Source organism: Cytophaga aurantiaca DSM 3654 (genome assembly GCF_000379725.1).
GTDB lineage: Bacteria > Bacteroidota > Bacteroidia > Cytophagales > Cytophagaceae > Cytophaga > Cytophaga aurantiaca.
Genome location: NZ_KB903639.1, coordinates 1 through 23,393 on the forward strand (window position 1 = coordinate 1; position 23,393 = coordinate 23,393).

The following is a 23,393-nucleotide window of genomic DNA, read 5'->3' on the forward strand; positions in this document are numbered from 1 at the left end:
TCAATAAAATTCGAACCCGATCACCCCAAAAGGAAAAAATAACCGCCGCAGTAATCGTGTCTATCCTGCAATCCTTTAATCGTGTCCGCGATAGCTACAAATACACATTATACCCCAATAAAGATCTGCCACCCATAACCAGCCCTGTGTTACTCGCATCAAACGCATAAGAAACAGAAATCTCATACTGAGCTCCGATAAAATAATTACATAGCTGTTGGGCGAGGAGCGTAGTCCGATCGAAAAATAAAGAATCAGATATTTCGGACAGATTGGTTAGTGTTACTAGAAGATCAATATCCGGCTCCCCATCTTCAATAAAACTTCCAAGAAGCGTATCGTATCCGAGCGTGGCGAATCCCAATTCCGGTGGACTGTAAGTAGTGATAGGCTTTCGTTTATAAGAAGTGGAGATTTGAACAGTAGCATCTAGCAGCATTGTTAAACATGCAGAAACTTTGGGAAAATCATCTCGGATCTCATGGATTAAAGGAATGAGTCGTAAAAAGATATATCCTTTTTGCGTGCTTAGGTTATTTAATACGGGATAAAAATCTTTATAGATGTCAATTAAGTTGGATGCGTTTGATATCAATTCAAATTCATCTTCAAATGAAAAAAGTGTTCGTCTTATATTGAAAAATTCCTGTTCGAAAGGCAGAAAGAAAAGACGGGCATGAGATTCTTCCTCTCTGTGCTTTTTTATTTCTTCAATGATTTCAAGTTTGTTTTCTTTTCCGCTAAAGGAATGAAATATAGATTCTGGTAGTGTATCATAAATTCTGGGAGATTCTAAAAATTAAAGATAGGAATTCGTTTCTTCGTTAAAGTGAGAAGATATGTTGGAAACATCTTTTTGTGAGAGGGAGCTGGTTGATTTTACTTATTAGAATTGACACCTACTTTTGTTTTATAAAATAAAATAGCAGATATTTAAAAGCAGCAATTTTTTGGATAGATAAAAGATTTACTTTTTGTAATTCAAAAATTGGTATTCGATTATAATCGGATATATCCGTTTAATGAGACAGATAAGATATCAATATATGTAATATACATGTACTTGAGGTAATGCTATCTTACCAAATTTGGGTAATTAGTCGCACCATGGTGCATATATAAACTAGTTAACAGCAATTTTTCACTTTGACAAAAAAATGATCTAATACTTATAGTAAATGAGACAACTAGACACGCCATATTACCTTGAACTACAAAGAAGATTTAAAGATATTATACTTTATGTTTCTTGCCATCAAGATAATTTTGAAACCTACTCAATAAAAATTGAAAATCTTTTTGTGGACACTTGCGCATTCTTTGACAGTTTATGTCAAACATTAATTACTGATATGACAGTTAGCGGACACAGTTTTAGTAATTCTTTATCCGTTAAAAATTTCTCAGATAAAATATCTGGGACAGAGTTTTTTAATATGGCTGATTATAAAACACTTTTAGAAAGGGAGTTTACAATGTCTGAAAAAGAAGTAAATCTCAATATCTATGAGGATTATTTTTTCGGCAACCCTCAATTTTTATCTAGACCTGTTAACGGATTTAAAATAAAACCATTTGATAATTGGGAAACTGGAGGGGGACTAAAGTGGTGGACTGCTTACACAAAATTAAAGCACAACCGACTTTCAAATATAAAAGAAGCAACGCTTGAACAAACGATTTCTTCGTTAGGCGCGACCTTTATAATTTTATCTCTCAGAAATGAAGTAGATTTTAAAAACGGAAAAATAAGCATTGAATTATACGAAGTATTTTATCCTTTATATTGGGAATTTAAAGGGAAAGTAGGGACAGGAATCACAATGTGGAAATAAAAATTAGTAATCGTATATTGAGAAATAGATTGACTAACAAAATAAAATGCTGTTAACAATAGCTAGTAATTAGTGCAAGTTCGGTTGCAAGGAAACTTCGGTGCGTTACTACCGCATGAATTATTTGAATATTAAGGCATACCTTTCAGTAGTGGTGTGGAAACTGATGAGCATTAACATTTGCACCAATTACAAGCAACACCGTTACAAGCAAGTGTAGGACGAGCGACAACTCGACAACGAACCGACAAAAAACAAGAATTAAAATCGTAAATTTACGACCTTAACGATAAGACAAGATAAATGGCAAATAGTAATCTGACAAATGCAAAAACGGCAAAGAATGATGAGTTTTATACGCAATACCACGACATACAAAAAGAAATTGAAGCTTATTTAGAATTTAACGCTAATGCATTTCGTGGTAAGACGATTCTTATGCCTTGTGACGACCCTGAATGGAGTAATTTTACTAAATTTTTTGCTCAAAATTTTGAACGCTTTGGAATAAAAAAACTTATAAGCACTAGTTACGCTCCTGACAGTAAAAACTATAAGAGTAACTACCAGCCAACGCTTTTTGAAGTCAACGACCCACAATTTGACGAAAATAAAACTGTAAAAAATGGTAAAATATTCACTTTGACAAGAGATAAATCAGGTGACGGCAAAATAGACGTAAATGATTTAGAATGGAAATACTTAAAAGGCGACGGAGACTTCAATAGTAATGAGATAAAAATACTAAGAGACGAATCAGATATAATCATAACCAATCCTCCTTTTTCATTATTTCGAGATTTTTTAGTTTGGATTGTTGAAGCAAACAAGTCATTTTTATTAATTGGAAATATGAATGCAATTACTTACAAAGAATTGTTTCCATTAATAAAAGAAAATAAAGTTTGGTTAGGTGCAACAAATTTTAACAAAGGAATGTACTTTAAAGTACCATCAGACTTTGTTTACTCTTCAACCTATAAATTTGAAAGAGAACAAAATGGAGAAAAAGTTAGTCGTGTACCAGGTGTTTGTTGGTTTACCAATATAGACCACGGGAGAAGACATCAATCATTGCCGTTAATGACAATGGAAGATAATTTTAAATTCAGCAAACACAAAGAAATAAAAGGGAAAGATTCTTACATACAATACGACAATTACGATGCTATTGATGTTCCGTTTACTGATGCAATTCCAAGCGATTATGATGGTGTAATTGGTGTGCCAATTACATTTCTTGATAAATATTCACCTGAACAATTTGAGATTGTCGGTACAAGTGATAATGGTCTTGTTTCTGACGAATACAAAAAGACACCTGGTTTAACAAAAGAATTTGTTGCTGATTACTATAAAGATGGCGGTACTGGAGCATATAAAGAAGGAAATCCAACAGCAGGATTTTATGAGAATAACATAGCGAAAATGGCTTACAAAAGAATTTTTATCAAACACAAAAGACCTATTAAATGAAAACAACTCTAAGAACAGAAATCACAGTCAAAGATATTTGCGATGGATTTGTATATAACCAACTTGAAGGTAAAGGGTTATTTGGTTTATCAGGTAAATTAACAATCCAACCAGAATACCAACGCAATTATATTTATGCAGACGGGAAAAGAGATGTTGCCGTTATTGAAAGTATTTTAAAAGGTTATCCATTAGGTTTAATTTATTTCAATACAGTTAGTTCAGGAAAATTTGAAGTGCTTGACGGACAGCAACGGATTACAAGTTTTGGGCGATTTGTTACAAACAAATTTGCTATTAAAGACGAAAGTGGAATGGAGCAAAATTTTGACAGTATTGCAAAAGATAAACAGGAAAAGATATTAAACGCAAAACTCTTAATTTATGAATGTGAAGGGACGGAAAGCGAAATCAAAGAATGGTTTAGAACTATAAATATTTCAGGTGTTCCACTCACTAATCAGGAATTACTAAACGCAGTGTATTCTGGTCCTTTTGTAACACTTGGTAAAGAAGAGTTTAGTAATAGTCAAAATGCGAACATTCAGAAATGGAGTGCTTATATTTCTGGGAGTGTTAATCGACAAGAATATTTGGAACGAGCATTCGATTGGGTAAGCAAAGGAAACATTGGCGAATACATGAGTCGACATAGATTGGACACAAACATAACAGAATTGAAAAATTATTTTACAAGTGTTATCGATTGGATTTCTTCTGTATTTTCTGACGTTGAAACTGAAATGAAAGGACTTGAATGGGGACGTTTATATGAAACATACCACAAAAAACCATATAATTTAAAAACCGTATCAGCAGAAGTGAAAAAACTTTATGCTGACCCATATATAAAAACTAGAAAAGGCATTTTTGAATATATACTTGGCGGTTCAAGAGACACGAAACTTTTAGAAGTTAGAGTATTTGACGAAGCAACTAAAAAATCTGTTTATGCCAAACAAAAGACAGAAGCCGAGAAAAAAGGAATTTCAAATTGTCCTCTGTGTGCAGTTGGTAACAACACAAACAAAACTAAAATATGGTCATTAGCCGAAATGGACGCAGACCACGTTTCAGCTTGGAGCAAAGGTGGTGCGACAGACATTAATAATTGTGAAATGTTATGTAAAACTCACAACAGAGCAAAAGGTAATAAGTAAATAAAATGTACGGACAAACCACGACAGAAAAAACACCAGCTTATAACAGCACCTACCCAAAAAAAAAGCGGGGTTTCGTGTTCCCAAGACACTTTTGTATTTAATCAAACATTAGTTTTTTAAATCAAGTATTGTGGTAAAAATCCCTGCCTGCGTTTAGATGCAAAACGTATGTACTACATATAAATAAAATCCTCCCTTTCACACCCCAACCACCTTACTCAACGAAACTCCCAAAGCAGTTGCAACTTCATGTAATGTGAAAATTGTTGGATTAAATCTACCGCTTTCTAATCTTTCAATTGCTTGTCGATCTTTATTGCAAGCTCTTGCCAGGTCAGATTGCGACCATCCCTTATGTTCACGTAACTCAATAATTCGTAAACCTATTTTTATCTGTAATTCTTCCTTTTTCACAATACAATGTGAAAACTTTATAATTTAAATATGTCATCATATATGTTGACATATTGAATTAAAGTTATATAATTGTATCATATAACTTTAACCTTCCACAGCTATGGAAACAAACAACAAAAATGAAATAATAACGCTTATACTTGCAGATATGCGGAGTCGAAAACTTCTTATTGGACTAGAAGCTACAGGTCTATGTACAGATGATTTTAATACAGACCTTTCAGAATTGATTTTTTCAAAATTTGAAATACCTAAGCAACATCTTATTGCAATCAATAACTGGTATGAAGATACTGTATTTTCTATGTTGGAAACAGATCTAAACAAGTTCAGGCAAAATCAATTATTTTTAGCCGACAGATTATATTATGAGTTATTACAAAAAACAACTCATTGCCAGGTTATGGTTACACCTAAAAATAAATTCACTGTATATGCATTATTAGATTGGGCTAAACTTCCAAGATTCGATAATTAGAAAATATTTATTTGTTGATATTCAATAGATTGGCCCTCTAATTGCTAAAAATATTAGCAATTAGAGGGCCAATCTATTATTTTTAGCTAAATATTGAATTATGATAAATCTTTACACGATCGACTATTCAACAAGTAAACTGATTCCATTTAGTGAAAATCAACTTGTTTGTGGCTTTCCTTCACCTGCTACCGATTACCTAGACCTATCAATAGATTTAAATAAAGAACTTATAAGTAATGTTAATGCTACCTTCTGCGGACGTGTAAAAGGTAATAGTATGATTGATGCAGGACTAGAAGATGGGGACGTATTAATAATTGATAGATCAAAACCGTTGAAGAATAATTCCATCGCTGTTTGTTATCTAGATGGTGAATTTACTGTAAAGCGTGTGAAGGTATTTAAAAGTAAAAAAGAAGTACATCTATTGCCGAGCAATAAAAACTTTGAAACAATAATAGTTAAAGAAGATCAGGAGTTTATTATTTGGGGTGTTGTTGTTTATACTATTAAAAAGAATTATTAATATACTATGTACGCACTTATTGACTGTAACAACTTCTATGCAAGTTGTGAACGTGTATTCAATCCTAGTTTGAATGGTAAGCCTATTGTTATATTAAGTAATAATGATGGCTGTATAATCGCACGTTCTAATGAAGCTAAAGAATTAGGTATAGATATGGGTGGTGCGTATTATATGATAGAAAAAGATTTAAAGAAGCATAATGTAATAGCCTTTAGTAGTAATTATACTTTGTATGGTGACTTATCACAGCGTGTAATGAACACTTTAGCAGAATTTACACCAGAGATAGAAGTATATAGCATAGATGAATCGTTTTTAAATTTTGAAGGTTTTGAATTGATCGGTGGCTTAAATAATATTGGTAAAAATATAAAAGCTACGGTATTTCGTAATACTGGTATTCCTGTTAGTGTTGGTTTTGCACCTACAAAGACTTTAGCCAAACTCGCTAACAGAATAGCTAAAAAGAATAAATCTTATAATGGTGTTTGTGTACTTGACAGCAACGAGAAGATTATGGATTCATTACGTATTATTAAGATTGGTGATGTGTGGGGTGTTGGTAGACAATTTGAAGCTTTACTAAATAATAATAATGTGTATACTGCTTATGATTTTATTAATCTTCCTGAAGATTGGGTAAAATCTAATTTATCGGTTGTTGGTTTAAGGATGCAAAAGGAACTGAAAGGTATAAAATGTATATCATTAGAATTAACAACGGATGCGAAGAAGAATATTTGTACATCCCGTTCATTTGGAAGATACTTAACGGATAAAAGTATAATAGGTGAGGCTATGAGTAATTTCGCTAGTCGGTGTGCATTGAAGTTAAGGAAAGATAAAACAGTATGTAGTGTTATTCAAATCATATTATATACCAATAGATTTAAATTAGATCAACCACAATACTTCGCTAATAAAACCATTCATTTAGATGTACCAACGAATAATACAATCGAAATTATTAACTACGCACTTAAGGCTTTAGATTTAGTTTATAGAGATGGTTATCGTTATATGAAGTGCGGTGTAATAGTATCGGGTATTGTTCCGGAGAATAGAATACAACAAAATATGTTTGATAACATCGATAGATCAAAGCATAGTAAAGTAAACAATATCCTGGATACGCTCAATAATAGATATGGGGCTGATGTGTTGAAAGTTGGTTCGTTGGGAGTTGCAAAACAATGGAATTTAAAAGCAGAAAAACTTAGTAAATGCTATTCTACTAGGTGGAATGATTTAATAACAATTATTGCAATGTAGAGTATTGCCTTAATTATGGTTGAAATTTATGTGAACATTATACTGATTATATTTAATTATATTATATTACTATAGATTATTGTAATTCAGCTGGAGAAAAACAACTATAACACTTAGTAAATTAAAAATGTATTCTAATGAAAACAATTGAACTTTCTATATCACAGTTTGAATACGTCAATGATGAGGATTGTTTTGGTATATTCCTTAATGAACGAAATACTGTGTATGATGCTTTAACTTTAGCAGAACAATCTAAATTTCACCATCACGTATTTGATAAACAACAAACAGACCTTTTATATAAGAAGTTTAAAAAGATTGTTGTAAAGGACGATGATGTACTTTATGGTATTAATAAGGATGGTTCTGAAGTTTTAATAAGTAAAGCTGAAGGACTCTATGAATCGGCTGAGAATATAATTAAGATTGGTCTAAAATAATTTACTTTTTAAATAGGTAAATACTTTAGGCAAGTAGATACATGTATATACTAGTTATAAGATTCTAGAATTAGTGACACAAAATAAAACCGACAAGGATCATTACAATCCAGTGCCGGCTCTCTCAATTAACTACACTTCTAAATAAAGATGTTGGTATTATAAGGCTTTGAATGGCTATGGTATAGTAAAAATATATTTATCGATAATAAGTAAATTGGTGTTGTAGATATCGTTATAGATAATATCAGTTCCATCAATTCTAAATGGTATAATTCGATTTTCAATATATAACTGACCTTCTATAATGCGATTTAAAATAGATATTTTTTTGAACTCATAAGAGTGAATACATTTGAAATAATTAATTTCCTCCATTAAAATATAAACATCCCAAATGGAGTATGTGATTTTTTCTGACGTTAACATAAAATATTTTTAAAATTTGATTACAACAAAAGTAGTGTATTAATAAAAAAAGAACTGTTAACAATTGTTATAATTAGCTATGCCTAATACTAACAATTGTTAAAATTAATTTTAAAAATTTATAATGTTTAGTTTTTCAAAGAGATCATATTTTTGATTTACTCCAGTTTTAGCATACATATTGCTTACATGCTTTCCCACAGTACGGTCAGAAATGAATAGAACTTCACCTATTTCTTTATATGTATATCCTTTTACTAAATAGGGGATGATTTCTTTTTCGCGACTGGTAAAATTGAATGTATCAATGAAATGATTATCCTTTCCATCAGATAAAGCTGCCAGCATATCCTCGTATTTCTTTTTGGATACGGAAGTATTCTTTTTAAGTAGAATAACAATCAATAAAACAAAACAAGAATTAACTATAAAATTCTCTAGTAGAGTACTCAAATCAAAATATATAAGAATGGGTAATAACGACCATATCATAAGAGAAACAAAAATAGTTGCAATCTCAACTTTTGAAAAGAGGGAAATTAAGTTGGAATGCTCTTTGAAAAGAGATGTTATATAAAAATACAGCATACTAAAACCATAAATAATAGGAGCAACTATTTGAAATTCTTTATGAAATTTAAAATAGTTGACTAAATAAATAGGCATGATATTAAATAAAACATATGGTGTTAGAAAAAATAATAATCCTCCCCAATAAGCAAAAAACTTTATGGGATTTAGATTAAAGGCCTTTAAAAAATATACTGGTAAATAAATAGATAAAAGTATATAACTCAAACCAATTAGAGATTTCTGTAATTCAATAGGAAGATGAATCGCCTGATTCGAAAATATGCCATGTAAAGTATTATAGAATAAAACTAGAATGGATAATAATAAAAACAAGAATTGCTGCATGATGTTAATATTTGATAATAGATATAAAAGATTATCAAAAAAAGAAATTTATTAAGAGATGAAAATTTATAATCTTCAAAGCTATAAAATGAGTTAGCTCCGAGCAAGTAAATATTTTCAATAAGGGTCTTTTTTAACTTATGTTAAAGTGTAAGTACTATTTATCAAGTAGTTTTTAGAATGACGTACATACAATACTTACATAAATACGTCTTATTTTTTTGTTGTTTACGTTTATTACGTATTGTGTAGTCTCATAATCTATTCAATTTTTGCAATCGATTTTACGAACTATATTTTCAATACATAATCATAATAATTCATGAACTACATAAAACATCTCAATAAGTTTTTCGAAATCATGCAAGACGATGAAAGATTGTCTGCTTTCCATATTTCTCTCTATATAGCCTTATTTAATAACTGGAATATGAATCATTTTAAAAATCCATTAATGATTAAACGAAATAGTTTGATGAAAGCGGCAAAAATAGGGTCATTAAGTACCTATACAAAATGCTTGAAAGAACTACATGAATTCGATTATTTAAACTATAAGCCAAGTTGTAATCCATTGGGGTCGCAGATTAACATGTACAGTTTTGCTACTAGTATGTATACTACTAAGTGTACAGCTCCCAGTACACTTAGTGATAGCAAAAGTGTACATCTACTATATATAAACGAAAATAAACAAAACAAACAAGGAAAAGAAAAACAGATACCACCCACACAAAATGAAATAATTGATTTTTTTAAAGAAAAAAAATGGGAAGAATCAGAAGCAGATAAATTTTTTTTTCATTATCAATCGACCGATTGGTATGCTGGAAAATCTAAAATTTTAGATTGGAAGGCCTCGGCGGAAAAATGGATATTAAACAATTTAAATTCTAATAGCAGACATGGAAAAGATAAAAACAATCACAAAAAATCTGGTACCCCAGGAAACTTGCATGCAACCACAAACAAAAACTACTCAGATCCTCTCTGAGCAAGATGAAACGAATAAAATAATTGATTTCCAAGAATGCGTAGAATTTCTTAATAAAAAAGGAAGGGAAATTTTCGGCAAAAGCTTTTTAGTTCATCCGGAAGATTATGAGGTTATTTTTAAAATTCTTGTTTATACAATTAAAGATGAAAAGAATGCTCGTAAGCATAAGATAGATTTAAACAAAGGTATTTTATTGTCTGGGCCGATTGGATGCGGTAAAACTTCTCTTATGAGGCTTATAAACTTCGTTAATCCAAAGAATGATAAATATATGATTAAATCATGCAGGGAAGTTGGTTACGAGTTTATATCCCAGGGTTATCAAGTCTTACATAATTATAGTTATCAATCATTCAAGACTGTTGAAAATATAAAGGTTCCAAAGGTGTGGTGCTTTGATGATTTAGGTACAGAAAATAATCTAAAGTATTACGGTAATGAATGCAACTTAATGGCTGAAATATTGCTCAGTAGATATGACTTATTTGTTCAAAAAGATATGCTGACACACCTTACAACGAATTTAACTGCTCAAGAGATTGAGAATCTCTATGGCAATAGGGTAAGAAGTCGAATGAGAGAAATGTTTAATTTAATTTCATTTGATGCAGGTTCAAAAGATAAAAGAGTATGAGATTGTGTTAAAATAAGTATCAATAAAAAAGGACTTCAATGAAGTCCTTTTTTATTAAATTAAAACAATTAATTTCCCCTTCTTTTTCGAACAAGAAGTTTCAATGCAAAAGAAACACTAAAACTAACAATTGCTCCAATTGTCGCTAATATTGAAGTTTTAAGTAAGTCGTCAGCATGAATATTGTTAAGGACGCTTAATAACGTCCCTCCAATAGTGCAAACAACTGTTCCGTTATTGCTCGGTGTGCTGCTCATCTTCTTTATTCTGTTCTACAGCTGTTTGGCTTACTGCTGTAATAACAGATCCAGCAAGAATAACATAACTTGCTACCGAAACTACAGCCGCAGGAATTGCAATAGGAGAGGCTAAAACAGCTCCTCCTGCAACAGCTAAACTAATTCCAATCGTTCTTAATATTTTAAAGAACTTCGGTGTTGGTGCTTTTACTCTTTGTACTACGTTCATAATAAATTTTAATTAGCTGATGAAATTGTTAAATAAACTTTTTCGCCTCTTTTAAGGGCTGGAAATGCTAGCAGGCATAAATGTTTCATAGCATCTTCAGAATGATTGCCAATTCCTGGTCTTAATAATTCTGTAACCGGAGCAATGCACCCTCTTAGTTCTTTTAAAGCATTATTTGCGGGATGTATCAAAATGAATTTTCTATTACGTACATCTTTTAAGATAAAATGCCATCCAAACTTTGTGCTATAGCAACGATTAAGAAGATAGGTCCCTTCCTCTATACATGAAATGTTAGGTTCATTATTTAGCCACGGTAACTCAATGGTATAACATACATGTTTGCCATTTAAAGACCAGCTACCATTAGTTGGTAAGCCAGCCTTATAAGTTCGTTCAAGTAAGAATTCCATTAGTCTACATCAACAATCTCCAAACAGTTATAGGCACCATTTTTAAGAGAATACTGGACACCATTTACTTCTTGGAAAAACTCAACAGCTATCAAATAAATGCTATTCATGCCTGGTTTTATTGTAGGAACTGTATTAGTTTCTATCAAAAGATCTGCTGCTGGTGCATTAAGTGATAAATTATAATCACCAGAATATACAACGAAAGCTTGACCGGTAGTAAAGTCAATGGTCATAAAAGCATTTTTGAGAGTAACATGAGTAGCTCCTTGTGGATATTCAATTTCATTTATTGGATTCAAATTGGTCAACGTCATGTCTCCCGTAGCTTTGTCTAAATTGATCTGTTTAAACACGACGCTTCCTAAAATGGCATTGTTATTAAAATTGAAATTTCTTAAAAAAGCTTTTCCATTTACTGTAGCCAATCCTTTTGCTACACTTCGTTGTCCTCTGGCACTTGTTGTGTCTTCCTTCAAAATATAACTCATTATTTGTGTTAATCTTGCAGTCACCCTGCTATCGGCAGCACTTGCTATAAAACTACGTATTGAATCGCGGAGCATTTTTCCTGATGTTGCTGCCATACCAAACTCTTGAGCATTTTCACGAGTTCTTTGGTAAGAAGCATCAGTTTCAAATTTGTTTTTTGTAGATGGTAATTGTTCTTTAACAATCATTCCATCTTGTGTACGGTAGAAGGTCATTCCGCCAATTGTACCATCGATTTTTAATAAGCCTTTCTGTCTAGCCATTTTGTTAATTGGTTTATGTGGTTGAAATGGAAATTATTTAAAGCAATGAAAATGAAACACCAATCAGTTAATCTATTTTGTAATTCGGCTTACTTACAGCCTGTACAATATTTTAGTTTACTTTTATAATTGTAGTGTCTGTATAACCATGGTGGACAAACATGTTCTTTCCCACAATCCCACAATCCAGATTTTGAGTTAATAGCATCTTGCATACATTGTTTCAAAAGTGCTTCATTACAATAGTTGATATAGAGCCATGCAAAACCATTTCGTATGAGTAAACTATCTACTCGTTTGGTATCTACAGTAACCGATACTAAGCGCCTGCCATATAAATCAACTTTATGGTTTGATATCATAATTTTATGGCCCATAATTAAATTGTTTAGGGCACGGTATGATTCAGTTCCAAAATTCTGAGTTAACTCAGGAGCATCTACATTTTCAAGCCTGCAGGTGTAATTTTTATTCCCCCATTTAGCGATAAACGTATCTCCATCAATTACACGAATTACATGTGCTGAATGCTGTGCTATGGCAAGGCTTATTGAAAATAAGGCGGCCAAAAAGAAAATTACTTTCTTCATTTTTTTAGTTGATTTTAGTGAATAATAGTTTTTGTTTTTAAGATGTGTACCTGTACACTTACCTGTACACTTTGCTCTTCAATCCTTTTGAATAAAGGTTTTGTGGAGAATTGATTGGATAACGATTGCTGTGTTTTCATTGCCTATAATAATTTGTTATGCAATTTTACGGTGATATAAAATCGATAAAAATTCACCTCGGGATAATTGGGGTGAAATGGGATATAATGGGATAAAATAGGATATAATGGAACACAGAATAATTATTTATACAAGCGATATTCAGTTAATAACTGGTAAAAAATATAAGCCCGCATTAGCTTTACTTCATAAGATTAAAAAGTCATTAAATAAATCAGAAGGGTCTTTTGTAACGATTGATGAATTTTGCATTTATACTGGCTTGGAAAAAGAAGAAATTATACATCTTATAAAAGATTTATAAGACTAATTAAGTATGGTTTAAGTATGACGATAGTATGAGGTAAGTATGGCTGAAGTATGAAGTATGTATGAGCATAGTATGAACCTAGTATCAGCTATGTATGAAGTATGTATTGACTGTGTACGGTATTAGCTAGGTAATACCATATGAGAAGTATGAGACTAGTATATAAATAGCATAAGGTAGCAGGTGCTAGTATGGGAAGGATCCGCAAAGGAGGCATGGAACGCATGGATGCACGTGATGCAAAAGAATATTTAGATTACCTGGTTGAATTGATGCGCGATGAGTCTGCTGCTTTTGCAAGTTATGGGCAGGATGCCATAACTAACATGTTAAAAGAATTAGATCAACTTATACTCCAGCTGAATCAACGGGTAAATAAAAAAATAATTTCAGATGTAGATGTTTGCAGCTACTTATTTTTATCAGATCCTAAAAATGATGAAACCTATTTTGTTGACTATTGGGTAACCAATGCCATTCATGGAAACGGAATAATGGCAGGTACAAAACTAACAAACTACAAAGGAAGCAAACTGAAAAAAGATTCACTTTGCTTAAAGACTACCTCTGTTGGAGGCAAATATGCTTTAACACCTGCAAGGCACATTGATGCCTATAAATACTCAAGTTTAACACACAACAAAATAGTGACGGCTGAAGATATCAAAGCCTGCTGCTTGCACGAGCTAGGAGATAAGATTGATAGAGAAGTAACCGTAAGTAAAGGTTTAATAAGAAGCACTGATCCAAAGCAAGGCTTAGTGCGTTGTGTAGAAGTGTTTTTAAAGAAAAAAAAGATAGAAAAGAACGAACAGGAATCCATAGATTGGAGCGCTGAGCTTAAAGATCTACAATCTAAATTAGAATTACGTTCCGCCTTAAACATGACCATACAAGTACATCTTTCATAATAATCACGCCCCTCATCAACTGCATCAGTTAAAATCAGCTTCCATCAACGGTTCAGACAAAGAGCATTCTTAACATATCCAGCAACAATCCTCTTTTTCATAAAGAACATTTTTTGTTATCCATATTTTCATTAAAAGTTTTCAATAAATCACGCCCTTCATCAGCGTCATCATTTAAATCAGCTTAATCAGCGGTTCAGACAATACAATTATTTTTTTGTAGATTAGTCATTTAAACCAAATCCCCTAAACCAATTTATTATGAAACAGATGTTAGCACTGGTATTTTTAGTTGCCTGCACAAGCATTTTTGCACAGACCTTACCCGACTTAAGTAAGATCAAGCTAGAGAAAAAAGGAGACTACAAATCCGCCGAACCTACCGTGAAACAGGCTGCTGCCTACCTGCTGACAACACCCTATAAAGACAAAGATTCTGTAAGAACATCCTGCGTGGCATTCATCATTAAATGGATGGAAGGCACACCCGATTATACATTTATCATAGATGAGCCTATTATGAAATTGAACAAAGAAAATCCAAACCTTTTGGGATTATGCTTTGCATCAATGGCCAAATACTGCCTGGAGGAGCCTGCCTATGCGAAAGATCCGAAAGTAGTTAAGCTCCATACCTACAAAATATTACTTGAGTATTGCGATAAACCCGAAAACAACATTCCCCTGACAAAACAATTAAAGAAGTTATCAGACGCCAATAAAAAAGGACAACTTGAAAAAGAACTGTTCTAAACGGACCACTGACCACGGTTCACTGACAACTATATTCTTTGCTGGTGTACTGCTGGTATTATTGAGTTGTGATCTGAAACATTCAGACGATCGTTCACCGATCCAGGGAACCTGGGTCGGTTCCTTAGATAGTACAAGCATTATTGAATACAAAGTCTATGCCCCTGCGATAGAAGATTCTCTTACCAGGCTGAAAGATTCCGTGTATACCATGCAAAATGTACTGGTGGATATTGGTAAAGAAGAAGTACAGTTTATGGGAATGAGATCTGTTATCTTTGCACCACATCTCTATCAATGGGAGGGAAGAGATACCATACTATTCCAAAGAAAAAAAGTCGATAATGAAGCTATAACAAATGCATCCGGAGCGATCGTGATTGTAGCAGAGCCGATGTCTTATGCAACAATCGTAAAACGTAACAAGGATAGTTTGATCATGCAGCTGAATGTATACAACCACAACTGGAAGCAATACCTGTTAAAATTAAAAAGAAAATAACCCGCTCTGCATAGCCCATATCTTCAGCTATGGGAAAGCTTACCAACGTTTACCACTCCTCCCTGCTTTGGACTTTACAGGTTATCATTGGACCTCCATTGATATAACATGTGAAAGGTATACGTGAAGCAAACGCATCCCAAACCTCTTTTGCAGCAACAGCCTTCAGTACACCATCAACGAAATTCTGAACCAGGAGGGCTTCAGTCAATGAACCCTGTGCTTGTGGCGTCCAGTAGGATTTGATAGCATAATCCGTTTTTATTTTGTGTTCAATGGTATACGTTATACCATCAAATCCTTGCTCCCATCCTTTGATTGAATCCTGATCAGGAATTGCATATATCTGTGAAGAGTTAATTAAAGATATGACCTTAGATAGTTGTATAGAATTCAATAAACTCTTTTCAGAAAAAATGCTGTTGGAAGGTTTTTTGTAATTAGATGTGTGTTCTTTTGTCCAGCACGTTATTTCCCCGAATGTTTTTCCAGCTGTGTCTTCCCAGACATCTATTACTTGTTTGTCTGTATACAATCTGAAATACCAGTTGTACTCGGAATGTTTGATATCATTCAGCGCGATTTGCTTATCCCAACGTGTGGTATCTCCGGGCTTAGATGGATTATTGAGTTTTTTGTTTTGGCAGAACGCCAGGTTTGAGATTAAAAATAGAGATAGGTAAATCAGATATTTCATGATGTGTAAAAAGGCAATGTATAGTTGTTATGACCAATTAAATACATTATTTCTAATAAAGCAATCTGTACCCAAAAACATAATCATATGATTATGTAGCTATCTGCTCCCCATTGTGCACTAAGTACCGGCCACTCGATTATGAAATGTAAAACATAATTCATAATTTATAATTCATAATTATAAAACATGTCCGCACTCTTACTTCAAATCCATCCCGATAATCCACAGATAGCAAAGATCCGCGCTGCTGTAGAGATCATAAAAAAAGGCGGCGTGGTAATTTATCCCACCGATACCGTCTATGCCATTGGCTGCGACATCCACAATCAAAAGGCCGTAGAGAAAGTATGTCGTTTAAAGAATGTAGATCCGGCAAAGATCAATATGTCATTCATGTGCAAAGACCTGAGTCATATTTCCGAATACACCAAAGCCTTACCTACAAACGTGTTTAAGCTCATGAAGCAGGTACTGCCCGGACCGTACACCTTTATCCTGAACGCCAGCAACAACGTGCCCAACATTCTGCACACCAAAAAGAAAACGATCGGCATCCGTGTTCCCGATAATAAAATTACACAGTTACTGATTGAAGAATTAGGCAACCCGCTGTTAAGTACATCCATAAAAAGCGAAGACGAGATTCTTGAATACACCACCGATCCCGAAGATATCTACGAGCGCTATAAAAATCTGGTAGACGTCATCATTGACGGAGGTTTCGGAGGCAACGAAGCCTCAACCATCCTCGATTGCACAACAAACGAAGTAGAAGTAATCAGAGAAGGTAAGGGGAGCGTAGAAGAATTATAATATAGAAAATAGTGGTCAGTAAATAGTGGCCAGTAATCAGTAAGATATCGCATATCCAACTTTTTCACGATCACAACTCTGCATAGTCCATAGCTTCAGCTATGGGAATAAATGTTGAATGAGAATAGCCATTATTAGTGATTGTGCAAACATATAAAATGAAGTAAATTTAAAAGAATTGAAACAGTTTGAATGAAATGAAAAAGATATTCTTTATTCTTTGTGTTGCATGCACATTATTTTCTTGTACTAAAAAAGATCCCGCTGCCGTTGCGCCAACAGATCCATGGGTCAAACAAGGATATCTGTATAATCAAAATGGTTTTGCCGGCATGGTAATGTTGCGCGACACATTTGTTGCATTGTATAATGAATTCTCCGGACCGAGGTTTTACATGGGATCCGGGAAACAGAGTGCAGGCTTCTATGGAGAGGATGCTCCGGTAACAGTAAATAACAATGCGATAGTAGTATTCAGGGCATGTGAGGACCGAATATATGTAGAGGCTGAAGGGTTGTGGTATTCAAATGATCTAGCCAGAAGCTGGACACAGTTAACGACCGATTTGCCTGGTTTTCTTTCCATATCAGACATTGTTGCTGCAGATGCAGGAGTATATCTGTGTGCGAACAAAATCTATTTCTCATCGAATAAAGGAGCCAACTGGACAGATATCAGCATGTCCGGCATCGTACGTGCAAATACACTTGTAGGAATAGACAATACACTTATAGCATCCGTATGGACAAGTGCAAGTGGTAATACGCAAGTGTTGTATACATCCATTGATAACGGAGCCAATTGGACAGCAGTTGATCCATCATCACAAATGGGGCAGTTGCCTTTTTATAAATTCACAGTGGTTGACAATGTCCTTTATGGTATGACATTTAACGATTATTCATCCGATCTGTATTTTTCAAAGGATAAAGGTCAGAACTGGACACTGTGTAAGGGATTAAATTCGATAGGTAACAATTCAGTTAGCAGTGTGGAATTGTATAATGGCACCTTGTATGCAGGGACGCAATTGGGAGTGTTTAAATCAGTAGACAATGGTAAACATTGGGTCTATTCCGGAGGTGGCAATGATGTTTGGGAACTGATAACGAAAGGGGATGCCTTGTATGCCGTAACTCCGAATGGTATCTGGAAAATCCGTTTATAAATAGTAGGGGCGTATTGCATACTTCCTTTTACATAGTATTGCATACCCACTGACCACTGAAAAAAAACGTATGAATAAGAACAAACTAGTTAGTAGCATTCTTACAATGCTATTTTTACAATTAACTCTTGTAGCTCAGACAGCAGAACAGTCCGGTACTTGTAAAGTATATGCAACGAAAGGGAACGAGTATGCGAATAACGATAATTTTGTTGCTGCAGAGAAAAGTTATTCTGAAGCCATAACCTGCGATAACAAATACGTTTCTGTGTATATAGATCGTGGAATTATACGATGTAATTTTTTAAACGATTCCATTGGAGGTCTGGCAGATTTTAACAAAGCGTTAGAACTTAACCCCAATGAATTCAGCGTATACTATTACCGGGGGATGTACCGCAGGAAAATGAAGCAATACACATCCGCGTTAAATGATTATAATAAAGCAATCGAAGGAAATAAAACATTCTCGAATGCCTATTATGAAAGAGGACTGCTGTACATGAATAATTTTAAGAAATACGAAGATGCAGTATCGGATTTTAGTACCTGTTTGCGTTTAGATCCAGCAGCTACAGATGTATACGAACAGCGTGCCAATGCATACAATGCATTAGGTAAATATGCTGAAGCCCTGTCTGATTGCAATCAAGTTGTTTTGCTGAAACCCAAAGATGCGGACTCGTATTTTGTTAGAGGAGAGATTTATAAGGCATTGAAACAATATGGAGCTGCTTGTTCAGATTATTCAACAGCAATAAAATTGAATCCAACTAATCCGGACTATTACTATAACAGAGGTTTGATGTATTATTTCAGAACGAAAAGCGATAGTGCGACCATTGATTTTTCCAAAGCGATTGAATTGTCTCCGAATAACGCTGATTATTGGGTGTACAGAGGAGCCAGCTATTCCTACATGGAAAATTACAGCGCAGCAGAAACAAATTACACTAAAGCAATTTCACTAAGTCCTGCAACAGCAAAATATTATTATCAAAGAGGCCTTTTCTATCAAAAGCAAGAGAAATATGAATTGTCCTTGGCCGATTTTATTAAGGCTGAAAAATTACTTGTAGGTGAAGGGACTGCAAAGTTTTATGCAAACAAGGCAGAAACGGAATACAATTTAAAGAAATATTCAGAGGCAATCATTGATTATACAAAAGTGATTGATCAGGATAACACCTATCCCAATATCTATTACAACAGAGGTAAAGCCCTGTATTTTGCAAGTAAGTATGAAGATGCTCTTGCAGACTTTGCCAACGTAAAGGCAAGTAATTCTTCTGAGTTGTATAAATTGAATTGCTGGAAGGGGAGATGTACTGCAAAGTTAGGGCGATACAGAGAAGCATTGATCTATTATGATGCAGCAATGAATTATGCACAAGATATTGAGATTTACGAAGAACGGGCTGTAATTAAAGAAAGTCTTAATGATAAGCTGGGTGCTCAAAAGGATAGAGATAGTGCAAAACAACTTGAAATTAAAAAAGTCCTGGAAAAACCGGGTGTGCTAAAAAAACCTCTGACAAAACGCGATTCCATGTTATTGGTAAACCTATCGCGAGAATGTTTTCAAGTAATGCTTCAACTTACCTTGAATCTGGATTCCTATGATTTATTATCCGTAACACAAAAGGAGACAGAAGAGCCCGCAACGTTAGAAAAGGCTGTCGCTTTAGTGAATCAATACCGTGCTGATCCTAATAATTATGAACTGTGCTTTGAAGCAGCTAGGATGTACAAGAAGATCAATAAAAGAAAAGAAGCTACACATTATTTCAACATATGTCTTGATTTGTTACATACTCGTCTTGATAAAACACCTTCTGATATGGAAACATATCTAAGTCTGGCAATGGTCTATACCCAGATGGATGACTATTATAAAGCACTTGATTCGTTTGAAAAATATTACCAACAGTATCCCCAAAGTGATACGTTGAAAGGACTTCAAGCAATGTGTTTTATCGCTACAAATAATACCACGAAAATGTACGAATATGGAATCAATACGATAATTAAGTATCCTGAATCTGCGCTTTCCTATATCTGTATAAATATGGCTGTTTTAAGAGATTCGCTTAGTAAATTGGGTTTCCCTGTTATAAATGCAGCAAATAAAAAACTAGAAGAGATAATATATTATTCTTCTTTGGATGCCGCTTGCAAAAAATATCCAAATAATTTCGAATTGAAATTGCTTTATGAAATGTTTCAGCAATTAACCTTAGTAATAAAGGTTACTTCCGAAGAGTTTAAACCTACGCTTTATGATAAACAACAGGTTGCGCAGATGAAATTATTCTTTGAAACAGCCTTAAAACGGAATGACTTTCCGAATCAATCTACCTTCTATAAATCATTAGCTAATTTATATCTGATTGATGGGGATTATAAAAAATCCATCCCGTATTTTCAAAAAGCAATTGAATTGAAATTGAATGCAACAAATAATTCTTTGTCTAATGCAGGTGGATTGTATGATCAGCTTACCTCAGCCTATATTCTAATGGGAGATACCTTAGGAGCACAAAAGGTACAACAGGATCGCATTGCAAAACAGCCGGAAGTAGATCTTAAAGCGAAAGATTATTCAGATATGGCCAGATATTACTTTTATTATAAAAAGTATGACTTAGCAAAAGAGTATTGCAACAAAGCACTTGCTATTGATACACTTTGTGCAGATGCGTATTCAGGCCTTGCAGCAGTTGCACTTATAAAAGGAAATAATGATGCAGCATATATTTTTTGCGTGACTGCAGTAAAAATCAATACAGATAATGAAGATTTATTTACACAGTCGGCAATTATATGGATGCTGAAGAAAGAATATGCCTCTGCGTATTATTGTTTGAATGTAGCCTTACTCATAAATCCCGAAGCAAAGCTTGCAAAAAGTATCATGGATTTGTATTATGAAAAATAGAGTAGTCAGTAATTAGTAAGATATCGCATATCCAACTTTTTCACGATCACAACTCTGCATAGTCCATAACTTCAGCTATGGGATTATTTGTCCTTCATCAACATTGACGCAAGAGAGAGCCACTGACCACTGTTTACTGTTTACTATAACAGTAATCTCATAATTTATTTGTATCTTATTTTACAGATGCAAAACACGTCATCTTAATTCTTGTTGAATCTTAAATTCTTTCCCCATGGATATACAAACGATTTATCAAGAGACCATAAAATTTGCTGCAACAAAACATCAGGAGCAAAAACAAACCATTCCGGGAACAAATCTGCCTTATATTGTGCATGTGAGCAATGTGGCGATGGAAGTTATGATTGCAGCACCCTATTCGCCGGACTTCAATCTGGGCTTTGCTGTTCAGGTTGCGTTGTTGCACGATACACTGGAGGATACTTCTGCTACCATGGAAGATCTAACAGCTATATTCGGACAGCATGTTGCCATTGCTGTTTCAGCACTAACTAAAAGTGATACACTGCCTTCATCTGAGAAAATGCAGGACAGCCTTAACCGGATCAAGCTACAACCAAAAGAAGTGTGGGCGGTTAAATTAGCAGATCGAATTACCAATCTCCAAAAACCACCTTTGCATTGGGATGTTGCTAAAAGAAATGATTATAGAAACGAATCAATCATTTTATTGGATGAACTGACAGGAGGCAACCCCTATTTGGAAGAGCGTTTGGGTAAGAAAATTATGACGTATGAATTATAATGTAGTGGTCAGTAATCAGTAAGAAATTCTAAACCGAACTTTGTCATGAACACAACTTTGCATAGTCCATAGCTTCAGCTATGGGATCGTATTTGAGTATTCATTAACTTTGGCGCAAGAGAGAATCACTGACCACTGTTTACTGACCACTGACCACTAAATTTATGGCCAAAAACAAAACAACCGAAACCACCACCAGCGTTACAGATTTTGTAAATGCACTAAAAGGAGAAGCCAGACGCAAGGATGCTTTTCGTTTGATTGAATTGATAACAACGATCACAAAGCTTGAAGCAAAGATGTGGGGTGGAAGCATTATTGGTTTTGGTAGTTATCATTATAAATACGAAAGCGGTCACGAAGGAAATGCTCCGCTAGTAGGCTTTTCTCCGCGCGCAACAGCACTAACACTTTATCTTTCTGCTTTTGATAGTCGTGAAACATTCCTTGAAAAACTAGGCAAACATAAAGCCAGCAAAGGCTGTGTGTATATAGCAAAGCTGGATGACGTTGATCTAACAGTACTTGAAAAACTCATCAAAAATCAGATGAAGGAAGTGAAAACTAATTATGAATTATGAGTTATAAATTATGAATTTATTTCATCCGCTCTGCATAGCCCATAGCTTCAGCTATGTATGCATTTGAGCGATCATAACTGACCACTATATTATCGTTTAACAAATACAGTTGTCCGATTATCAAACTCCAGAACATACTTACCTGCAGGTAGGGTTTTACAATCAATAGTTTTTCCTTTTCCACGTAAAAGCTTATTGCCATAGCGATCCTGAACTTCATAGATGGTAGTATCGCTGAATGATAAGGTATTCTTAATTACTTTTTTGTTTTCTATTTTTACCGGTGGTTTATTGGCATCAATAATAATTCCATCCGTAAATGTATACCTTGAATAAGTTCTATTGTTGATATAGATTGCAAATTTGTTTGTACCTGAATGCAAAAATAGTGGGTAATTCACCATGTTAATATATTCATCATTGGGAGGGATAATGGTATCAATCGTTTTCCATTCATTATAGGTGAACTGTTTAATAGTGAAGGTGTCGCCAAAGTGTTTTATCTTAAAGGAGAAAAGTCCATTGGAAGTAATGGTACATACCTGCTCATCACGGTCCTGATTATACATGAAAAAGTTCGGAGCGATTTGAATTTTATGTTCATTAATATAGATTAAGGTGTCGGGAGAAAGCAATCGATCTTTAATTCTATATAGACTTTGTTGAAAGGATGTTAAGGTATCATAAAAAATAAAAATAGAATCGTTGTGTTGTTTATAAGTCCCGCTTAATGCATAACTACTCATACAACCTCTTTGCGTAAAGCTTAGGTGTCCGGATGAATCAAAAGTATAAGTCAATACGCTGAAATTCGGCGGCGTTCTCCATACACCGATAATAGAATTCTGCTGCGCAAATACCTGTGCAGATAATAGTATAAATAGGAATACGTTAAAAATAATTCTCATTATCCTTGAATAAAATACGATTGCTCTGCATAGCCAATAGCTTTAACTATTGGAATATTTAAAGCTTAGTTGACATAG

28 protein-coding genes are annotated in these 23,393 nt (G+C 33.9%); 18 read left to right on the forward strand and 10 right to left on the reverse strand.

The features are described from left to right. Positions 1 to 94 precede the first annotated feature (94 nt). The gene (locus A3EE_RS0110500; protein ID WP_157446974.1) at positions 95 to 595 is read right to left on the reverse strand and encodes a hypothetical protein; all 501 of its coding nucleotides are present in this window, start codon (positions 593 to 595) and stop codon (positions 95 to 97) included. A 583-nt stretch (positions 596 to 1,178) separates the two neighbouring features. Here A3EE_RS0110500 and A3EE_RS0110510 point away from each other — a divergent pair. The 3 genes from A3EE_RS0110510 (at position 1,179) to A3EE_RS0110520 (ending at position 4,471) form a co-directional block, all read left to right on the forward strand. Further along, positions 1,179 to 1,835, forward strand: coding sequence for a hypothetical protein (locus A3EE_RS0110510; RefSeq protein ID WP_018343404.1), 657 nt, complete (start codon positions 1,179 to 1,181; stop codon positions 1,833 to 1,835). Positions 1,836 to 2,138: 303 nt separating this feature from the next. Beyond that, on the forward strand, positions 2,139 to 3,311 hold the full coding sequence (locus A3EE_RS0110515) for an adenine-specific methyltransferase EcoRI family protein (RefSeq protein WP_018343405.1): 1,173 nt from the start codon (positions 2,139 to 2,141) through the stop codon (positions 3,309 to 3,311). Next, the gene (locus A3EE_RS0110520; protein WP_018343406.1) at positions 3,308 to 4,471 is read left to right on the forward strand and encodes a GmrSD restriction endonuclease domain-containing protein; all 1,164 of its coding nucleotides are present in this window, start codon (positions 3,308 to 3,310) and stop codon (positions 4,469 to 4,471) included. The genes A3EE_RS0110515 and A3EE_RS0110520 overlap by 4 nt, the downstream gene beginning before the upstream one ends. 201 nt (positions 4,472 to 4,672) lie before the next feature. Here the strand turns inward: A3EE_RS0110520 and A3EE_RS0110525 are convergent, their stop codons facing one another. Beyond that, entirely contained in the window at positions 4,673 to 4,888 is a 216-nt protein-coding gene (locus A3EE_RS0110525; RefSeq protein ID WP_018343407.1) for a helix-turn-helix domain-containing protein, read from the reverse strand. A 103-nt stretch (positions 4,889 to 4,991) separates the two neighbouring features. Between A3EE_RS0110525 and A3EE_RS0110530 the strand changes: the two genes are divergently transcribed. The 4 genes from A3EE_RS0110530 to A3EE_RS0110545 all read left to right on the forward strand — a co-directional run bounded on the left by A3EE_RS0110530 (position 4,992) and on the right by A3EE_RS0110545 (position 7,616). After that, complete coding sequence (locus A3EE_RS0110530) at positions 4,992 to 5,369, forward strand: hypothetical protein (RefSeq protein ID WP_018343408.1); 378 nt, start codon at positions 4,992 to 4,994, stop codon at positions 5,367 to 5,369. 100 nt (positions 5,370 to 5,469) lie between these two features. Continuing rightward, positions 5,470 to 5,898 (forward strand): LexA family protein, encoded by a 429-nt coding sequence (locus A3EE_RS0110535; RefSeq protein WP_018343409.1) that lies wholly within the window; start codon positions 5,470 to 5,472, stop codon positions 5,896 to 5,898. 6 nt (positions 5,899 to 5,904) lie between these two features. Beyond that, positions 5,905 to 7,173 carry a Y-family DNA polymerase gene (locus A3EE_RS0110540; RefSeq protein WP_018343410.1) on the forward strand — a complete coding sequence of 423 codons (1,269 nt, stop codon included), beginning with the start codon at positions 5,905 to 5,907 and terminating at the stop codon, positions 7,171 to 7,173. A 137-nt stretch (positions 7,174 to 7,310) separates the two neighbouring features. After that, a complete protein-coding gene (locus A3EE_RS0110545) occupies positions 7,311 to 7,616 on the forward strand; it encodes a hypothetical protein (protein WP_018343411.1) in 306 nt (101 codons plus the stop codon). Between the two features lie 540 nt (positions 7,617 to 8,156). Here A3EE_RS0110545 and A3EE_RS0110555 read toward each other — a convergent pair. Next, positions 8,157 to 8,963: a response regulator transcription factor gene (locus A3EE_RS0110555; RefSeq protein WP_018343413.1), complete on the reverse strand. Its 807-nt coding sequence runs from the start codon at positions 8,961 to 8,963 to the stop codon at positions 8,157 to 8,159. A 361-nt stretch (positions 8,964 to 9,324) separates the two neighbouring features. On the opposite strand from A3EE_RS0110555, the gene A3EE_RS0110560 reads away from it, so the two are divergent. Together A3EE_RS0110560 and A3EE_RS0110565 are read left to right on the forward strand one after the other, a co-directional pair. Continuing rightward, the gene (locus A3EE_RS0110560; RefSeq protein WP_245553830.1) at positions 9,325 to 9,957 is read left to right on the forward strand and encodes a hypothetical protein; all 633 of its coding nucleotides are present in this window, start codon (positions 9,325 to 9,327) and stop codon (positions 9,955 to 9,957) included. Further along, positions 9,869 to 10,594 carry an ATP-binding protein gene (locus tag A3EE_RS0110565; RefSeq protein ID WP_245553831.1) on the forward strand — a complete coding sequence of 242 codons (726 nt, stop codon included), beginning with the start codon at positions 9,869 to 9,871 and terminating at the stop codon, positions 10,592 to 10,594. Before A3EE_RS0110560 ends, A3EE_RS0110565 begins: the two co-directional genes overlap by 89 nt. 234 nt (positions 10,595 to 10,828) lie before the next feature. Here the strand turns inward: A3EE_RS0110565 and A3EE_RS0110570 are convergent, their stop codons facing one another. From A3EE_RS0110570 to A3EE_RS22180, 5 genes are all read right to left on the reverse strand, one after another. Next, positions 10,829 to 11,062: a hypothetical protein gene (locus A3EE_RS0110570; protein ID WP_018343416.1), complete on the reverse strand. Its 234-nt coding sequence runs from the start codon at positions 11,060 to 11,062 to the stop codon at positions 10,829 to 10,831. A gap of 8 nt (positions 11,063 to 11,070) precedes the next feature. After that, positions 11,071 to 11,475, reverse strand: a complete 405-nt coding sequence (locus A3EE_RS0110575; RefSeq protein WP_018343417.1) for a DUF5675 family protein — start codon at positions 11,473 to 11,475, stop codon at positions 11,071 to 11,073. Next, positions 11,475 to 12,230 carry a hypothetical protein gene (locus A3EE_RS0110580; protein WP_018343418.1) on the reverse strand — a complete coding sequence of 252 codons (756 nt, stop codon included), beginning with the start codon at positions 12,228 to 12,230 and terminating at the stop codon, positions 11,475 to 11,477. Before A3EE_RS0110580 ends, A3EE_RS0110575 begins: the two co-directional genes overlap by 1 nt. Positions 12,231 to 12,319: 89 nt before the next feature. Then, positions 12,320 to 12,820: a thermonuclease family protein gene (locus A3EE_RS0110585; protein ID WP_018343419.1), complete on the reverse strand. Its 501-nt coding sequence runs from the start codon at positions 12,818 to 12,820 to the stop codon at positions 12,320 to 12,322. A 14-nt stretch (positions 12,821 to 12,834) separates the two neighbouring features. Continuing rightward, entirely contained in the window at positions 12,835 to 12,960 is a 126-nt protein-coding gene (locus tag A3EE_RS22180) for a hypothetical protein (RefSeq protein WP_018343420.1), read from the reverse strand. A 107-nt stretch (positions 12,961 to 13,067) separates the two neighbouring features. Between A3EE_RS22180 and A3EE_RS0110595 the strand changes: the two genes are divergently transcribed. The 4 genes from A3EE_RS0110595 (at position 13,068) to A3EE_RS0110610 (ending at position 15,437) form a co-directional block, all read left to right on the forward strand. Continuing rightward, positions 13,068 to 13,265: a hypothetical protein gene (locus A3EE_RS0110595; protein ID WP_018343421.1), complete on the forward strand. Its 198-nt coding sequence runs from the start codon at positions 13,068 to 13,070 to the stop codon at positions 13,263 to 13,265. A 197-nt stretch (positions 13,266 to 13,462) separates the two neighbouring features. Then, the gene (locus A3EE_RS0110600) at positions 13,463 to 14,182 is read left to right on the forward strand and encodes a hypothetical protein (RefSeq protein WP_018343422.1); all 720 of its coding nucleotides are present in this window, start codon (positions 13,463 to 13,465) and stop codon (positions 14,180 to 14,182) included. Positions 14,183 to 14,443: 261 nt separating this feature from the next. Continuing rightward, positions 14,444 to 14,935, forward strand: a complete 492-nt coding sequence (locus A3EE_RS0110605; RefSeq protein ID WP_018343423.1) for a hypothetical protein — start codon at positions 14,444 to 14,446, stop codon at positions 14,933 to 14,935. Continuing rightward, positions 14,916 to 15,437 (forward strand): hypothetical protein, encoded by a 522-nt coding sequence (locus tag A3EE_RS0110610; RefSeq protein ID WP_018343424.1) that lies wholly within the window; start codon positions 14,916 to 14,918, stop codon positions 15,435 to 15,437. The genes A3EE_RS0110605 and A3EE_RS0110610 overlap by 20 nt, the downstream gene beginning before the upstream one ends. Positions 15,438 to 15,486: 49 nt before the next feature. Here the strand turns inward: A3EE_RS0110610 and A3EE_RS0110615 are convergent, their stop codons facing one another. Beyond that, positions 15,487 to 16,134 carry a hypothetical protein gene (locus tag A3EE_RS0110615; protein WP_018343425.1) on the reverse strand — a complete coding sequence of 216 codons (648 nt, stop codon included), beginning with the start codon at positions 16,132 to 16,134 and terminating at the stop codon, positions 15,487 to 15,489. A gap of 189 nt (positions 16,135 to 16,323) precedes the next feature. Here A3EE_RS0110615 and A3EE_RS0110620 point away from each other — a divergent pair, with 189 nt between their 5' ends. From A3EE_RS0110620 to A3EE_RS0110640, 5 genes are all read left to right on the forward strand, one after another. Further along, positions 16,324 to 16,950: an L-threonylcarbamoyladenylate synthase gene (locus A3EE_RS0110620; RefSeq protein WP_018343426.1), complete on the forward strand. Its 627-nt coding sequence runs from the start codon at positions 16,324 to 16,326 to the stop codon at positions 16,948 to 16,950. A gap of 197 nt (positions 16,951 to 17,147) precedes the next feature. Continuing rightward, positions 17,148 to 18,119 carry a WD40/YVTN/BNR-like repeat-containing protein gene (locus A3EE_RS0110625; protein ID WP_018343427.1) on the forward strand — a complete coding sequence of 324 codons (972 nt, stop codon included), beginning with the start codon at positions 17,148 to 17,150 and terminating at the stop codon, positions 18,117 to 18,119. Positions 18,120 to 18,189: 70 nt separating this feature from the next. Further along, complete coding sequence (locus A3EE_RS0110630) at positions 18,190 to 21,057, forward strand: tetratricopeptide repeat protein (RefSeq protein ID WP_018343428.1); 2,868 nt, start codon at positions 18,190 to 18,192, stop codon at positions 21,055 to 21,057. Between the two features lie 235 nt (positions 21,058 to 21,292). Continuing rightward, complete coding sequence (locus A3EE_RS0110635; RefSeq protein WP_018343429.1) at positions 21,293 to 21,826, forward strand: HD domain-containing protein; 534 nt, start codon at positions 21,293 to 21,295, stop codon at positions 21,824 to 21,826. A gap of 164 nt (positions 21,827 to 21,990) precedes the next feature. Then, a complete protein-coding gene (locus A3EE_RS0110640; RefSeq protein ID WP_018343430.1) occupies positions 21,991 to 22,407 on the forward strand; it encodes a DUF1801 domain-containing protein in 417 nt (138 codons plus the stop codon). Positions 22,408 to 22,496: 89 nt separating this feature from the next. Here the strand turns inward: A3EE_RS0110640 and A3EE_RS0110645 are convergent, their stop codons facing one another. Beyond that, positions 22,497 to 23,315, reverse strand: a complete 819-nt coding sequence (locus tag A3EE_RS0110645) for a hypothetical protein (protein WP_018343431.1) — start codon at positions 23,313 to 23,315, stop codon at positions 22,497 to 22,499. Positions 23,316 to 23,393: the final 78 nt, after the last annotated feature.